The sequence below is a fragment of the Paenibacillus litoralis genome (genome assembly GCF_046244365.1).
Classification (GTDB): domain Bacteria; phylum Bacillota; class Bacilli; order Paenibacillales; family NBRC-103111; genus Paenibacillus_V.
Window position 1 is genome coordinate 5,768,235 of record NZ_CP176395.1, and the last position, 14,350, is coordinate 5,782,584.

The window sequence follows — 14,350 nt, forward strand, 5'->3', positions numbered from 1 at the left end:
GGATCACTTCTCCAATCGAACAGGCGTTCTCACCTGTTGAAACACCGACTGCAGCACCGAATCAGCGGTCGCTCCTTCCATTCGCGCTTCCGCGTTCAATATCAGGCGATGGCCGAAGACATAAGGCACAAGAGCTTTCAAATCGTCGGGAATGACATACTCTCTTTCTTGAAGCATGGCATACGCCTTCGCAGCCTGCACAAGCGCAAGCGTAGCTCGCGGGCTCGCCCCGAGAAAAACGGACGGGTGCTCCCTTGTCGTCCGGGCCAGCGCTACGGCATACTGCCCTACCGCTTCATCCATATGAATCTCGCGCGCTTTTGCCTGCAGAAGCGTCACCTCGTGCGCGGTCATGACCGGCGTGAGCGAATCGAGCGGGTGGCTTTTGCTCTGCTCGATGATCATCCGGTTTTCCGTTTGTTCGTCCGGGTAGCCGAGGCTGAATTTCATCATAAACCGGTCCAGCTGAGCTTCCGGAAGCACGTAAGTGCCTTCGAAGTCGATCGGGTTCTGCGTGGCGAGCAGAAGGAACGGCGCCGGCAGCACGTAACATTCGCCGTCTACCGTGACATGTCCCTCTTCCATCGCTTCAAGCAGAGCCGATTGCGTCTTGGTCGTCGCTCTATTGATTTCATCGATAAGCAATATATTCGTTATGATCGGACCCGGCCGGAACATAAACGTTTCATTTTTGGGATGATAAATGGAAACGCCGGTAATATCCGTAGGGAGCAAATCCGGGTTGCACTGAATACGGCGGAATTGGCCGTCGATCGATTTCGCAAGCGCTTTAATCAGCACCGTCTTGCCGGTGCCGGGAACATCCTCCAGCAGAACATGGCCTCCGGCGAGAAAAGCCGTGAGCAGCAATTCGATTTCTTTGCTTTTCCCTAAAATACAAGCTTCCAAGTTCGCATTCAGCTGTTTAATAACCTGAGTCTGCTCTTTCCAAATGGCGTCCATCTTCTGCTCCTCCTCCAACCGGGCTATCGGTAAACTTCCCGTCCGAAAACGGTTACGGAAAGCACCAAAAAATGTTTTCTAAACAGCTGGGAAATCTATAAAGGATCAATAAAAATTCCCAAAAACAAGTAAATGCACTCGCTTTTTCTAGACTCTTCTTCATTCTACAAAATTTCAAATTGGAAGTATACGTGCAATCTCGATAAAAAATTTTGTAAATTCGTACATTTCTGAATATTGCAGCGCTGAAATTTCGGCGTTTGGAAATCCCACCGATCCGTTTCCATTAATTGTGCGGCTCCAACATATTGCGCGGTTGAAGTCATTTGTGATAGTCTTTCAATTGATCATGATCCTTACATAAGGAAGAAGCTTACGCTTTACAAGCGTGAAATCCTTTACGGAGGAAGTTCAACACAAAAAAAGGTCGAATCCGGCGCAGCAAAAGCGTCGGTACGGGGGACGATCCACAAGGACGCATCAACGAAGGCTGCTTTTCGGCAAACCGCGGAAGCCGGCTGTTTCGGGCATGCTCATAGGGGTGAATGGTGGCGGCCGACCCGCCTTCTAGGGAATACCTCTTCCCGAACCCGACAACTAACCTCGGAGACAACTAGGAGGAAAGGCTTTGAATTTTTGGAAAAAGAAAATCAGAAACGCAGCGCCGATCGTACGTCAACATGGAGGCTGGAAAACGGTAGCGCTTACATGCGGTATCCTTACAGCGGTCCTATTTGCCGGCGGCCAAGCGCAAGCCGCCGCAGTCGACACTAGCGCCAAGGTACAGGTTAACGACGCTTTGGTTTCGTTTCCCGAGTCTCAGCCTTTTATCGACGAATCCGGCGTGCTGCAAGTGCCGCTCCGCACCGTCATGGAAGCAATGGGCTACAAGCTGGAGTGGAGTCAAAAGAACGCGGACATCCAGGTTACGATCGGCGGCGGCGCACATACGGCCGTTATCACGACCAATGATGCGAACGCGACGATCGACGGGAAGCCTCGCACGTTCGAACACGTACCGCAATTCGTGAACGGGGCGATATACGTTCCCGTACGGTGGATCGCCGATACGTTCGGCAGCATCATGCAATGGGACAACGACAATTGGATCGCCATTTTGGGAGCGGACGGCAAGTTCCACTCGCCTGCCTGGTATAAACCAAAGCCGGATCCTGCGGCAGATCTGATCGACGTCGCGGAACAGTACATGGGTACGCCTTACGTCACGGGCGGCTCGACGCCGAACGGCTTCGATTGCTCGGGCTTCGTACAATACGTATTTGACAAATTCAACGTCGACTTGCCCCGCACATCGGCGGATATGTACGCTTCGGCGGGATACGGCGTATCCGATCCTCAGCCGGGCGACCTCGTCTTCTTTGCCGACCGCGGCAGGGTTTTTCATGTAGGTTTGTATATGGGGAACGGCCAGTATATTAACGCCTCGTCCGGCAAAACGCGCGGCGTAACGGTTACCAGCCTCTACAGCAGCTGGAGCCAGAAGTACTATGTCGGCGCCAAGCACGTGCTTTAGCCGCTTAAAAAGTCAAACGGCATCCTCCGTCCCAAGTGACGGAAGATGCCGTTTTGTCGTTTCATTCTAGCATTGTTTACAGGTATGCCTCAGCCCTTCGGCCTAAAGAACAGCGCCGCCAGGAACGAAAAGATGATCGCCGAGGAAATGCCGGCGCTCGTTACTTCGAACATGCCGGATACGACCCCGATCCAGCCGTGGAGCCGCAGCTCCATCAAGGCGCCGTGAACGAGCGAGTTGCCGAAGCTCGTAATCGGCACCGTCGCGCCCGCTCCGGCGAATTCAATAAACCGGTCGTATAAGCTTTTCCCGCCGATCTGGATGCCGTCGACGATAGCCCCGATCACGACAAGCGTGCTCATCGTATGGGCCGGCGTCAGTTTGCCGATATCCATGAGCAGCTGTCCGAATACGCATATCGCGCCGCCGATCACGAACGCCCAAAAAAATTGCATGATCATGCCGTCGCCTCCTTATTCTCGATGGCAACCGCGTGCGCGATGCATGGGATGCTTTCTCCCTGCTGGAATGAGAGCGGGGAGAGCAGAGCGCCGGTCGCAACGACCAATATTTTATTCAGCTCGCCCGAAGCCAGCTTCTTCAGCAGATGCCCGTAGGTGACGACGGCGGAGCATCCGCAGCCGCTGCCTCCCGACTGGACGCCCTGCGAGTTCACGTCATATACCATCAAGCCGCAATCCTTGTAGGTCGTTTGATGAATCGGAAAGCCGTGCTTGTCGAACAGCTCGTTCGCTATGTTGTAACCGACCGTGGCCAAATCGCCGGTTACGATCAGATCGTATTCGCTCGGTTTCGTGCCGAAATCGCGGAAATGGGCTTGAATCGTATCGACAGCGGCAGGCGCCATGGCAGCCCCCATGTTGAACGGGTCCTTAATCCCCATGTCGATTACCCTCCCGATCGTGGCCCGCGTGACAACCGGTCCGTCTCCTTTTGGGGCGACGATAGCAGCTCCCGCCCCCGTCACCGTATACTGAGCGGTCGGAGGCTTCTGCGAGCCGTATTCGGTCGGGTACCGAAACTGCTTTTCCACGGTACAGTTATGGCTGCACGTGCCGGCCATGGCATACTTGGCTGAGCCGGAATCGACGATCATGGAAGCGATGGCCAAACTTTCCATGGAGGTCGAGCAAGCCCCAAAGACCCCGAGATACGGAATCGAGAGCGTCCGCGCCGCAAAGCTGCTGCTGATGATTTGATTCAGCAAATCGCCGCCGACGTAGAACTGCACCTGCTCTTTCGTAATGCCCGATTTCTTGATCGCCAGCTGGGCCGCCTCTTCCATCAGCATTTTTTCGGCCTTTTCCCATGTTTTCTGCTCCAGCGTCAAGTCTCCGTGTACGATATCGAAGTCGTTGGCAAGGGGCCCCTCCCCCTCGTCCGGACCTACGACAGTGGCAGCCGACAAGATGACCGGCCGGTTTTTGAAGCGCCAGCTTTGATGTCCCTGCAGCATATTACTGGCCCCCCGTCCCGAAAATAAGGTGCAAAATACCGATCACAAACGCGGACACGACCCCATATACGATAACGGAGCCCGCCAGCTTGAACATATTTCCCCCCACGCCGAGCACAAGCCCTTCGCTCTTATGCTCAAGCGCGGCGGAGCAGAGCGAGTTGGCGAAGCCCGTAACCGGAACGGACGAGCCCGCTCCCGCCCATTGCGCGATTTTGTCGTAAATGCCGAAGGTAGTCAGGATGACGGATATCAGAATAAGCACGGCAACCGTAGGGTTGCCCGCGGTTTTGTCGTTGAAATCGAACCACGCCTTGAACATCTCCATCAGTCCTTGTCCGATCAAGCAAATGAAGCCCCCGACGAGGAAGGCCCGCATACAGTTTTTGCCGACGGGCCTTGGCGGTTCCTTTTGCTTGGCTAGCTCCTGGTATTCTTGCTGCGTCGGCGTCATGTTCTTCGTCTTGTTGTTGGCCATATCGGGTTTCCTCCATTCGTATTTGGACGGCGCGCGGCCGGAGCCGCTAATTACCGCTTCAACAGGGGCGTTACATTGGCAATTTCCCGTGTCAGGCGAGCGGCACAGTCATCATACATCGCTTTCGCAGATTCGTTGTGCGTAGACATGCCGAACAATTCCAGATCGGCTTCGCACTTTTTGAGCGCCGACAGCAAGAGCGCCCTGGCCTGGGGAGCCGGCACGTTGATTTGATCGTCGAACAAATCCACATACAGCTGTCCGTGCGCATCAACCTGGGCGATAAACACATTGTCCGCGGCTACCCCTATTTTCTCCAGCTCGGTGCTGAGCCATCCGCGGCTGAAGCCGCTTGTCGCAAGCCCCTCGTCCATAATATTGCCATCGATAATGACCGTTTGCGGTTCCTGCTCCGGCGATTGGGTAATGCCCAAGGAGGCCGGCGTCAAAGGCTGCTGCTCCTTTTTGAGCAGAACGCTTAAGTCTCCGCTCGGCTCCAGCATCGCGAATTCGACATCGGCGACCCGAAAGACGTTTTTCGTACGCAGCGATTCCAGCAGTTCGTCCCCGGTAAACCGCTCTTTTTTCAAATTGTCCTCCAGTATTTTGCCGTCCTTGATCATCACCGTTCCCTTCCCCTCGAACCATTCCCGAAGCCGTTTGCTTTTGAGCGTAAGGTATTCAAGAAAGAACGGAACCGCGAACCAGACCAGGATTGCCACGATACCGTGCATGTAGTGGGCTTCCATGTCCGTCGACAGAAAACCGGCCAATTCTCCGAGCGCAATGCCCGTTATGTATTCGAAAAACGTGAGCTGGGATATTTGCTTTTTCCCTAAAATACGGGTCATCGCAAACAGGATGGCAACGGCTCCGAGCGAACGTATCGCGATAATCATCCAGGGTGGCACTTGAATTCCCCTTTCTTATGCACATTTTCAAAAGAGCCTTGTTGTAAATGACCGTCGATGTAAATTATTCGCCAAACGCCCCACACTTATGAGCCATTGCCAAAAAGAAACGCTGACGGCAAATCCGTCCAATTTCTCATGGCGAGGCAAACCGGACATACATGAGATACCGGGGAAATGGTTATATTAGTTTTCGGGAAAAGGAAAGGAGTTGAAAAGCAATGACAGTAGCATCTCAAGTAAAAACGTGCTTGGCGTCATTAAAAAGCGCTCAAGCGAGCTTGGAATCGTTCGCTCTGAACACGCAGAACCAGGAAGCGAAGACGATGTTCGAGCAAGCGGCGCAATCGACGCAGCAGATCTGCGATCAAGTCAATTCTCGCGTTCAGCAGCTGGAGCAGGAAGAGCCGCAATATAAAGGCTTCTAGGCTTACTCCAAGCAACAAAAAAGGCCTGATGCATTCGGATGCATCCAGGCTTTTTTGTCATTTCAGCAGATCGGCCAGACTTAGCAATAAAAATACGAGCAGTATGAAAAGCACCAGCACGAGAAGAACGAATCCGGCAACAGCGCCCATCGCAATGTCTCCTTTTACGACTTATTTGGAACAAGTTTCAAAGCCGCCCTTCATTCCGTTACGGCAACCGCCAGGCTCCGGGCGTTTATCCCTTTTTATCAGCGTATGTCACGGGCAATCGGTTCGGTTGGGTATATGCCTAACGAAGCAAAAATGATATAATACCATTGTTCACGTTAACAATTGCATAAGAGAGGGGATTTTCTATAGCATGGCAATTCAATCGAAGCACGCACTGCACGCTTTTGTCGAGGAAACGGTGCGGGATACGCCCGTCACCGATATTCATACGCACTTGTTTGCCGAATCGTTCGGCGACCTCCTTCTGTGGGGAATCGACGAGCTGCTCACGTATCATTATTTAATTGCCGAAACGTTCCGCTATCATCCGAATATGGCTTACGAACAATTTTGGAGCATGACCAAGGAAGAACAAGCGAACCTCATCTGGCAAACGCTTTTTATCGAGCACTCGCCTTATAGCGAAGCATGCCGCGGAGTGGTCACCGTCCTAAACCGCCTCGGCTTCGACCTGTCCGACCGTAATTTGGAAAGCTACCGCGATTATTTCCGCAGCGTCAGCGCAGGCGATTATATCGACCGGGTGCTCGAGCTGGCCAAGGTCAAAACCGTCGTCATGACGAACGATCCGTTCGACGCTTCCGAGCTGCCCGCATGGGAAGCCCGTCAAGGCCGCTCCGATTCGCGTTTTCTGGCCGCGCTGCGCATCGACCCTCTCCTTAACGCGTGGGACACTACCTGGCCTCGCTTAAAGGAGCAAGGATACGATGTACAGGCCGATTTGTCGGGCCGGACGATCGACGAAGTCCGCCGTTTCCTGAAGACGTGGATTTCCGTCATGAACCCGCTCTATATGGCGGTTTCCCTGCCGAACGATTTCGCCTATCCGGAGCAATCCGCACGCGTTCGAATCATCGACGAGTGCATCATTCCGGTCACGCGAGAGGCCGATATTCCTTTTGCCATGATGATCGGCGTCAAGCGTCAGGTTAACCCTTCGCTCCGTTTCGCCGGGGACAGCGTCGGCAAGAGCGATATCGGAACGGTCGAACGAATCGTCAGCCGCTATCCGGACAACAAGTTTCTGGTTACGATGCTGTCTCGCGAAAACCAGCACGAACTGGCCGTTACGGCCCGCAAAAACCGCAATCTGCTCGTATTCGGCTGCTGGTGGTTCCTCAACAATCCCAGCTTAATCGAGGAAATAACGCGTATGCGGCTCGAACTGCTTGGCGGCAGCGTCATCCCGCAGCATTCCGACTGCCGGATTCTGGACCAGCTGATCTACAAATGGGATCACTCACGGGCGATTATCGCTAAGGTGCTTTGCGAAAAGTACGGCGACCTGTTCGATGCCGGCTGGCGGCTGGAGGAAGAAGAGATTCGCCGGGATATCGAAGATTTGTTGGGCGGCGCCTTTTGGACGTTTCTCGGACGCCCTGACCCTGCGAAACAGGCGTAACGAAGCGCCGGCAGCATGCTTCACAGGGCCGAAAGGCTCCCCTCGGCATAAAAAGCCTCTCACCATGCCGGTGAGAGGCTTTTTTCAGTTCCTGACAACCATTCGCTGCGCTGAGAAGGTTATAAGTCATTATCTGTATGCAAAATTAGCAGCCGGATACGGTGGATTATCCAAAGGCGCCTTACCGAACGGACAAAAATTTGACGGCTGGCAGCTTTTTGCGAATCAGCGCTTTATGCTCGGGAAGCAAGCAGAACAAATCCATGATGATTTCATCGATTTGCTCGTAAAGCGCAAGCCTCGAAGCAAGCTTTTTTTGCCGCCTCAAAGCGTCGGTCAAACGGACGATCTCCTCTTGCTGTTCAAGCCCGCAGGGCGGAATCGGAAGCGATTCGATGTATCCGCGGAGCACCTTGACCGACTGATACGAGTGCGAATAAAAATATTGGATCGGCCGCGAGTTGAGAACGGCCATCACATATTTGACGGAGTAGCCGGGCAGCTTCGGAATCAGCAGATTTGCGCTGTTGAGCGATAATCGCCGGCTGTCGTCATAGGCGAAGACGAGCTGCTCGCTGACGAACCGGTACAGCAGCTTTTCCTTGGCGCGATACGTTTGCTCAGGCGCCACCTGCTGGAATTTATCCGGCGTGAACAGGAGATAGCTGTTGCCCGGGTTGTAGTTGTATTTATAGAGATTGTTGCCCTTGAGCACGACCTCCCCGCCCTCCGGCTTCTCGGCTTGCACATACAGACCGTTATTGCCCGTCACGATCCCAAGCGCAAACTCGGCGTGGCCGCCCAGAAACATGGCGCCCTTCAGCGTTTTCATCCGTTCGAGCAAATCATGCTCCCGATCCGTCGCCTGCACGTTGAATACGCTTTGCTCGTTCTCGGCAAATCGCGTTTGGGCGACCTCATAAGCTTCTTCGCCTGCAAGCACCTTAACCGCATGCGCGGCATCGGGTGCGGTTTTGCGGACCGTTAGCGTGACGGCAGGCGCATAGACGCGGCTGAAGGGCGTGCCCAGCAGCTCGATACGCTCGATACTGGTCCTCTCCAGCAGCAGTCGGCGTATAGGCCGGTGCAGATGGACATGCAGCACCGCCTCCGGCAGCAGGAACGCGAGCAAGCCGCCTTCTCCCAACATGTTGACGCCGCTTTCCATAAAAAGCGCAAAGGACTCCACCGACGATCCCGCCGAAAAATAAGCTTTGCGCAAGGCGGCGATTTCCTCATGATTAAATTTGTAGCCCCAGGGCGGGTTGCCGATCACAAGATCGAACTTCTCCGAAGCCGTTTCCGCGGACGCCAGCGAGTTCTGCTGCACGATACGAAAATCCAGCGAAGACTCGTCCTCCGTACGCCCCGCAAGAAGCGACATATTCACCTTGGCCAGGCTGACGGCAACCGGGTCGATGTCATAGCCCGTCATGCATCGCGTCCGCAAAATCCGTTCTGCGTCTTCTACAGCCGTACCGGCTTGAAGCAGCTTCGCTTTAAGCGATAAATACGTATGAATCAAAAAATTTCCCGACCCGCAGCACGGATCGATTACGGCAGGCAGCGGATGGTCCGCCAGCAGCTTCAGGCTCGATTCTACCAGCGCTTCAACGAGCTTGGACGGGGTATAGTAGCTGCCCTGCGGCTTCCGGGTCCGCAGATTGGAGAGCGACATGTACAAGAGTCCGAGCAAGTCCTCCCCCTCCATATACCGCACGGGGGTTTTAAGCAGCCTGCGCATGACGGACTGCTCCACCGGGCTCGGTCCGTCCTTCCGGAAATCGAACAAAGCGGAAATCGGATTGCCGTAAGCGCCAAGCGTTATTTTACCGGCGTGTACCGCCGCCAAGATGCCGCCGGCACGCAAATCCGTCTCTTTTGCGGCGATATGCCCTCTATCGGCGAGAAGCCGCAAGGCGATCTCCGCCAAAACCGCTTCGGAGCGCACGGCTGCGTTTTCCTCGCCGACCAGTTGAACGACCGTCCTGGCCAGCTCCACTAGGCCCATGGATTTCACATACTCCGCCGGAATCAGATTGCCTTCCGCCGCGGCTTTGTTTCTTCTCTGCTTTAGCCGCTGGGAGTTCGCAGCGAACAGCTCCGTTCGGAGCTCCGCTACGATTCTCCTGTCGAAGAGAGGCGATCTCCCTTCTTTATAGGCGGCGAGTTTTCCCGCCTTCAGCCAATTTCTAACGGTCGCTCCCGACACGCCGAGCAGTTGCGCAGCTTCTTCGACCCGTATATATTGTTGATTATCCAACGCGAGGCCCCCCTCTGTCTGTCCATACGATGCTTATGCTCGCGGGACTTTGCCATCTATAGGCTTCGTCAGCGGCGCCGCTTTTCCTTCCGTCGTAAGGCTTCTTTCCTATATTATCCCGTTCAGCAGGCGAATAACGCCGGTTCTAGAAAATGCTCCCTTGGATTTAGTAGAAACACTGGAACATCCAGACAGGTTACGACTTGCAAGCAAAAATATTGGTGCGTATACAAGCCTAAACGTAATTCGGACACGATTGGGATTGTACCACAAGCGTGCCGGCGAAAAAACCTCCGAAACCGCCGCAGTCAGAAGCGGCGGTTTCGGAGGCGCGATTGACCGGCGGCGAGGCAAGGGGTTGGCCGAGGTCCCGATCGAACGCAACCGGCTCTCCTTTTCAACTCCATTCGAAAAACCGCCCCATCGAAAGCGGATTCATCCTTAAACACTTACGAACCGTAAACGGTTCTGGATGACAGCAAAAAAAGCAAGCCGGAACCGGTATGTAAACCGGTGCAGCTTGCTATTTTCGGCCGTTCACGTCATGAAAATGTGCGATCGGGTAAAACTAATCTTTGTAACGGTCTTATTTCAGAACGTATACCTTCACGTTTTGCATGCCGAACGATTGAACATTGCCCATCGAATTCGGGATGAAAATATCGATGCGGTTTCCTTTAATCGCGCCGCCCTGATCGGATGCGGTTGCGATCATGCCTGTCGGCAGTCCGTTAAACGTATAGCCGGTCACATACAACTTGCTTCCCATCGGGATCACGTTCGGATCGACGGCAATGGTGCCGACCTTGAGCGGATTGCCGAAGTAATCGACTGCGCCCCAGCCGCCGTTCTCTTCCGCCGCATCGGAATAAGCCGTTGCGACGACGGGAATCATTTTGCTGTACGAAACGGTTTTGCCGTTTGCCGTGTTTACCGTGTTCGCTGCTGCGACGGGCTTCGCTTTTACAGGCGTCGCTTTCGCCTCAGCCTTTACAGGGGCTGCCGCAACCTTTTTGGCTGCCGGAGTCGGCGCCGGGGTCGCCGCTGCCGTTGTCGGCGCGGGCTCGGCTTGCGCCGGTTCAGCTGCCGGAGCCGCTTGTACCGCAACCGCAGGGGCTTGATCGGATTCAGCCTTATAAGCGAATACGGTCTTTTCAAGCATCGGAGGAAGGTTGAAAGTCAATCCTTTATATACGTTCATCGGATCGATCGTTTTGTTTGCTGCGAGCAAATCCATCAGGGGAATGTGAAGCTTTTGCGAAACGGACCAAAACGTATCGTTTTCTTGCACCGCATACGTGTCCTCCGCAACTTCCATAGCATGCGCAGGCAAAGCAAAGGCGGCGATGGACAGGCTAATGGCAAGGCCTGCCAGCGTCTTTTTTACAGGATTGAAAGTCATAGCAGTCTCCTTTGATATCTATTGCCTACGAGGTTAGTTGTCGGGTTCGGACCAAAGGTTAGTCCCTACTCGCTGATGCGAGATTCACCCCAAACGAACGATAAACGTACCGGTTTTAAAATAATGATTGACCGCCGGACATTTTACGTTCATAATATATCGTCCCCCGCACTTCCGGAGCGGAAGTTTCGGCTCCTGTAAGACTAACATAGACCCTTCGATACGAAAACCCACATTTTCTTACAGTTTTACAAGATTCCCTGAAAAACCGGCCTTATGACGAAGGCATTCCTTACCGCCAAATCCCTAGTTATTCCTATAAGAGCGCCATGCTATGAACGCTTGAATTCTCCCTCATGCGCCATATTTCTGCCATAATCGCGCAGCATCGCAAAAAACGACAACCCCGATTCCAGCGAATCCGCTTTGCCTCCAATTACCAACATGTACCACGTATTTTTGCGTCGCATTTTCGGCAAAAGCGCTCGGTTGATCGAGATTTTGGAATACCCGGTGAATCCGAAGCCAATCCAGCGACACGCACTCGAAAAAGACGAGCGGCTGACGGCTGATCGCTTTCCGCCGTTACATGCTCGGCGCAGACGAACGGATGGCCTCATATGCGTACAGAGGTTCCCCGTTCGCAAAAAAAAGCCGGCCTTGACGCCCAAACGCTCGTCAGACCGACTGTTTCCGATACCGGTTATCGTTACCCGCGATTCGGAAGAGAAGCGACCAGTTCCTGCGCCGCTTGGCGAATTCTACCGGCAATTTCTTCATCCACTTGAAACAGTCCGCCTTCAAGCCGCTGCACATGGGAATCTTGAACGTATACCCCTTGCAGCTGATGGCGGGCGCCGAGCGCGGACAGTACAGGCTTGAGCGCGTAATCGATCACGAGCAGATGGGCAACCGTGCCCCCGATTGCGACCGGTAGCGTCACTTTGCCTTCCAGCCCTTTCTGCGGGATCAGATCGAGGAACGCCTTCAGCACGCCCGTATAGGATGCTTTGTATACCGGCGTCGCCACGACGACCGCATCCGCCTGCTCAATAAGCCGATTTGCAGCCGCAATGGCCGGACTATCGAATTTCGTGTAGACCAAATCCTCCGGCGGCAGCTCGACTACCGAAATGCGCGAATGCTGTGCGCCTTCTTCCGTCAGCTGCCGCTCCAGCACCTGAAGTACGCCGTTCAGCCTCGAATTTGCTGCAGGACTACCCGAAATCAATACGATGTTCGCCATTTCGTTATTCTCTCCTTATATGCCGCCGCCCGTATTACCGGGATACGGCTTGTGTAGTGTAGCGGTTTTCCGGAATCGGAACACCCAGATTGCCGCGAAGCGTATCCGACTCGTGGGCGACCTGACGAACTACCGTAACCGGCTCGAAACGGTTCAGAAAATGCGGGATCGATTTTTTCCGTAATGTAGAGACCGTCCGCTATGAATACAAAATCAAACTTACCATCTTCCGTCTTTCGTGTCCACGATTTGTAAAGCTCGAAATTGACGCTTGCGTCCGTGACCGCTATCGGATGCCGCCGGCCGCTTATACTGCCGCTAACCCCGTGCAAAATCGCGCCCAATTTCAATTGTTTCTTGTCCGCCATATAAACGCCTCCCCGCAGCCACGCCGCCTTCCCCCTTAGGAATTAGGCATGCCTATCCCGTTTGCATCGCCTGCACATCCTTTGGCGGCACTTCGTTCCATACCTTGCTAGGAATCTCGCGCCGCAGCACGGGCGCAACTTCGGCTGCGAACTGCTCGGCCTGCTCCGCTTCGGGGCGCGGGGCGTTGTCAGACACTAAAAAAAGCTGACGCCGGCAATACCGACATCAGCTTCCTGCCATGATTCAGTTGTTTTTCTCGAACACTTTATTCGCTTCCTTGCGGAACTCGGCAACGACTTCATCGATCGTCGCTTTGCCGAACTGCTGCTTCTGCACGGTTTGCTCGAACAGCTTGCCTACCTCCCCGGCACCCTTCGGACCGCCGTCGTACCAGCCCGGATCGTTCTTGCCGATATGCTCGAGCACGTCCTGCATCTTATTTTCGAGAGGCGTAAATTTCGGCTTCAGGTACTCCACCATTTTTTTGTTGTCGGGAAGCCCTCTTTCCGTTCCGAGAATGTCGGCCGCTTCCGCCGAGTTGATCATGAAGTCCATGAACATCGCCGCTTCCTTCGGATGCTTCGTCTTGGCGTTCATGCTGAAGAAAATACCCGGCAGCAGCACGCTGGCCGTCTTCTTGGACACGTCGGCGCGAGGCATCGTCGTCATCTCCAGCTTGTCCTTCAGTACGCCGTCCATCGACGGGAAGTACGGTACGAACAAGGGTCCTTCCATCGCGACGGTCCCTTTAAGGATCGGCTCCTTGTTAGGGTCATACGTAGCCAGCTGATAGGACGAAGTTTCGCTTGCCGGAGGAACGATCCCTTCCTTTCTCGCCTTGTCCCACATCTCCAGCCAGGCTTTAAAGTTTTCGTCCTTATAGCCTAACTTGTTGTCTTTGAACAGCACATCGCCTTTGGAGAACAAGTAATACATGAATGCTTCGAACAGGCCGGACATGTCGTTGGCGCCGTACTTGTCCTTGCCGAGCTTGCCCTTCATTTCACGGGCTTTGTCGAAAAATTCGTCGTAGGTCATGTCCATTTTCGGCGGTTCCACGCCCGCCTGTTTGTACATTTCTTTATTGTAAAACATGACGGAACCGCTCTTGCTAAGCGGTAGGCCCACCAGTTTTCCGTTGACCGTCGCCTGATTGGCCAGCAGGTTTTGATCGAGCCCGTCCACCTTAATGTCTTTGCCTGCCAAGTTCTTCAGATCCATCAGCACGCCGCGATCCGCGTACTCCTTCAAATAGATGATGCTTATGCTGATCAAATCCGGAGCGTTGCTCCCGGCCACCTGGGTGGCTAGCTTATCGTGATACGTGCCGAAGGCGGAATATTCCGGCTTGATTTTTATATTCGGATGCAATTGCTGGAACTTCTCGATCATTTTGATCGTCAGATCATGCCGCTGCTGGCTGCCCCACCATGAGAACCGAAGCTCGACGTTTTCCTTTTCGCTGCCCCCTTTTGAATCCGTAGAAGCCGCCGTACCGTCCGTCTTCGTACCGCCGCAGCCTGCAACGACGCCGGCCGACACGACAAGCGTTAACGCCGACAACAACATTCTGCTTTGAATCGCTTTAAGCCACTTCACCTGCCACACCCCTTGTTAGTATAATTTGGCATAAATCCGCTTACATG

Annotated in this window: 13 protein-coding genes, 2 pseudogenes and 2 riboswitches; of the genes and pseudogenes, 3 read left to right on the forward strand and 12 right to left on the reverse strand. The window is 54.0% G+C overall.

The features are described from left to right. Positions 1-3: 3 nt before the first annotated feature. Positions 4-963, reverse strand: coding sequence for an AAA family ATPase (locus ACKGJP_RS24520; RefSeq protein ID WP_409341414.1), 960 nt, complete (start codon positions 961-963; stop codon positions 4-6). A gap of 415 nt (positions 964-1,378) precedes the next feature. After that, positions 1,379-1,590: riboswitch (cyclic di-AMP (ydaO/yuaA leader) on the forward strand. A gap of 1 nt (position 1,591) precedes the next feature. On the opposite strand from ACKGJP_RS24520, the gene ACKGJP_RS24525 reads away from it, so the two are divergent. Continuing rightward, the gene (locus tag ACKGJP_RS24525; protein ID WP_409341415.1) at positions 1,592-2,497 is read left to right on the forward strand and encodes an NlpC/P60 family protein; all 906 of its coding nucleotides are present in this window, start codon (positions 1,592-1,594) and stop codon (positions 2,495-2,497) included. Positions 2,498-2,586: 89 nt separating this feature from the next. Here the strand turns inward: ACKGJP_RS24525 and spoVAE are convergent, their stop codons facing one another. From spoVAE to ACKGJP_RS24545, 4 genes are read right to left on the reverse strand one after another with little or no spacing between them, the layout of a single operon-like run. Beyond that, positions 2,587-2,952 carry a stage V sporulation protein AE gene (gene spoVAE, locus ACKGJP_RS24530; RefSeq protein WP_409347248.1) on the reverse strand — a complete coding sequence of 122 codons (366 nt, stop codon included), beginning with the start codon at positions 2,950-2,952 and terminating at the stop codon, positions 2,587-2,589. A gap of 2 nt (positions 2,953-2,954) precedes the next feature. Continuing rightward, the gene (gene spoVAD, locus ACKGJP_RS24535; RefSeq protein ID WP_409341416.1) at positions 2,955-3,974 is read right to left on the reverse strand and encodes a stage V sporulation protein AD; all 1,020 of its coding nucleotides are present in this window, start codon (positions 3,972-3,974) and stop codon (positions 2,955-2,957) included. A gap of 1 nt (position 3,975) precedes the next feature. Next, positions 3,976-4,452, reverse strand: coding sequence for a stage V sporulation protein AC (gene spoVAC, locus ACKGJP_RS24540; RefSeq protein ID WP_409341417.1), 477 nt, complete (start codon positions 4,450-4,452; stop codon positions 3,976-3,978). A gap of 50 nt (positions 4,453-4,502) precedes the next feature. Then, positions 4,503-5,363 (reverse strand): DUF421 domain-containing protein, encoded by an 861-nt coding sequence (locus ACKGJP_RS24545; protein WP_409341418.1) that lies wholly within the window; start codon positions 5,361-5,363, stop codon positions 4,503-4,505. Positions 5,364-5,584: 221 nt separating this feature from the next. Here ACKGJP_RS24545 and ACKGJP_RS24550 point away from each other — a divergent pair, with 221 nt between their 5' ends. Both ACKGJP_RS24550 and ACKGJP_RS24555 read left to right on the forward strand, forming a co-directional pair. Continuing rightward, positions 5,585-5,791 carry a DUF1657 domain-containing protein gene (locus ACKGJP_RS24550; protein ID WP_409341419.1) on the forward strand — a complete coding sequence of 69 codons (207 nt, stop codon included), beginning with the start codon at positions 5,585-5,587 and terminating at the stop codon, positions 5,789-5,791. A 361-nt stretch (positions 5,792-6,152) separates the two neighbouring features. Then, positions 6,153-7,424 carry a glucuronate isomerase gene (locus tag ACKGJP_RS24555; protein WP_409341420.1) on the forward strand — a complete coding sequence of 424 codons (1,272 nt, stop codon included), beginning with the start codon at positions 6,153-6,155 and terminating at the stop codon, positions 7,422-7,424. 181 nt (positions 7,425-7,605) lie between these two features. On the opposite strand, the gene ACKGJP_RS24560 is transcribed toward ACKGJP_RS24555, so the two are convergent. The 7 genes and pseudogenes from ACKGJP_RS24560 to ACKGJP_RS24590 all read right to left on the reverse strand — a co-directional run bounded on the left by ACKGJP_RS24560 (position 7,606) and on the right by ACKGJP_RS24590 (position 14,303). Further along, on the reverse strand, positions 7,606-9,687 hold the full coding sequence (locus ACKGJP_RS24560; RefSeq protein ID WP_409341421.1) for a TaqI-like C-terminal specificity domain-containing protein: 2,082 nt from the start codon (positions 9,685-9,687) through the stop codon (positions 7,606-7,608). 586 nt (positions 9,688-10,273) lie between these two features. After that, positions 10,274-11,089, reverse strand: a complete 816-nt coding sequence (locus ACKGJP_RS24565; RefSeq protein ID WP_409341422.1) for a 3D domain-containing protein — start codon at positions 11,087-11,089, stop codon at positions 10,274-10,276. A gap of 7 nt (positions 11,090-11,096) precedes the next feature. Next, a riboswitch (cyclic di-AMP (ydaO/yuaA leader) is annotated at positions 11,097-11,293 on the reverse strand. 270 nt (positions 11,294-11,563) lie between these two features. After that, positions 11,564-11,662, reverse strand: a pseudogene (locus tag ACKGJP_RS24570) (LysR family transcriptional regulator); the annotation flags it as partial. Positions 11,663-11,798: 136 nt separating this feature from the next. Further along, positions 11,799-12,335: an NADPH-dependent FMN reductase gene (gene ssuE, locus ACKGJP_RS24575; protein ID WP_409341423.1), complete on the reverse strand. Its 537-nt coding sequence runs from the start codon at positions 12,333-12,335 to the stop codon at positions 11,799-11,801. Positions 12,336-12,450: 115 nt separating this feature from the next. Continuing rightward, positions 12,451-12,703 (reverse strand): annotated as a pseudogene (locus ACKGJP_RS24580) (LLM class flavin-dependent oxidoreductase); the annotation flags it as partial. Positions 12,704-12,755: 52 nt separating this feature from the next. Continuing rightward, on the reverse strand, positions 12,756-12,899 hold the full coding sequence (locus ACKGJP_RS24585; protein ID WP_409341424.1) for a hypothetical protein: 144 nt from the start codon (positions 12,897-12,899) through the stop codon (positions 12,756-12,758). Positions 12,900-12,947: 48 nt separating this feature from the next. Then, positions 12,948-14,303: an ABC transporter substrate-binding protein gene (locus ACKGJP_RS24590; protein ID WP_409341425.1), complete on the reverse strand. Its 1,356-nt coding sequence runs from the start codon at positions 14,301-14,303 to the stop codon at positions 12,948-12,950. Positions 14,304-14,350 lie beyond the last annotated feature (47 nt).

Coding starts and splice junctions, on each gene's coding strand:
- ACKGJP_RS24565 (WP_409341422.1), bottom strand. CDS start 11,089: ATGACTTTCAATCCTGTAAAAAAGACGCTGGCAGGCCTTGCCATTAGC.
- ACKGJP_RS24520 (WP_409341414.1), bottom strand. CDS start 963: ATGGACGCCATTTGGAAAGAGCAGACTCAGGTTATTAAACAGCTGAAT.
- ACKGJP_RS24550 (WP_409341419.1), top strand. CDS start 5,585: ATGACAGTAGCATCTCAAGTAAAAACGTGCTTGGCGTCATTAAAAAGC.
- spoVAC (WP_409341417.1), bottom strand. CDS start 4,452: ATGGCCAACAACAAGACGAAGAACATGACGCCGACGCAGCAAGAATAC.
- ACKGJP_RS24555 (WP_409341420.1), top strand. CDS start 6,153: ATGGCAATTCAATCGAAGCACGCACTGCACGCTTTTGTCGAGGAAACG.
- spoVAD (WP_409341416.1), bottom strand. CDS start 3,974: ATGCTGCAGGGACATCAAAGCTGGCGCTTCAAAAACCGGCCGGTCATC.
- spoVAE (WP_409347248.1), bottom strand. CDS start 2,952: ATGCAATTTTTTTGGGCGTTCGTGATCGGCGGCGCGATATGCGTATTC.
- ssuE (WP_409341423.1), bottom strand. CDS start 12,335: ATGGCGAACATCGTATTGATTTCGGGTAGTCCTGCAGCAAATTCGAGG.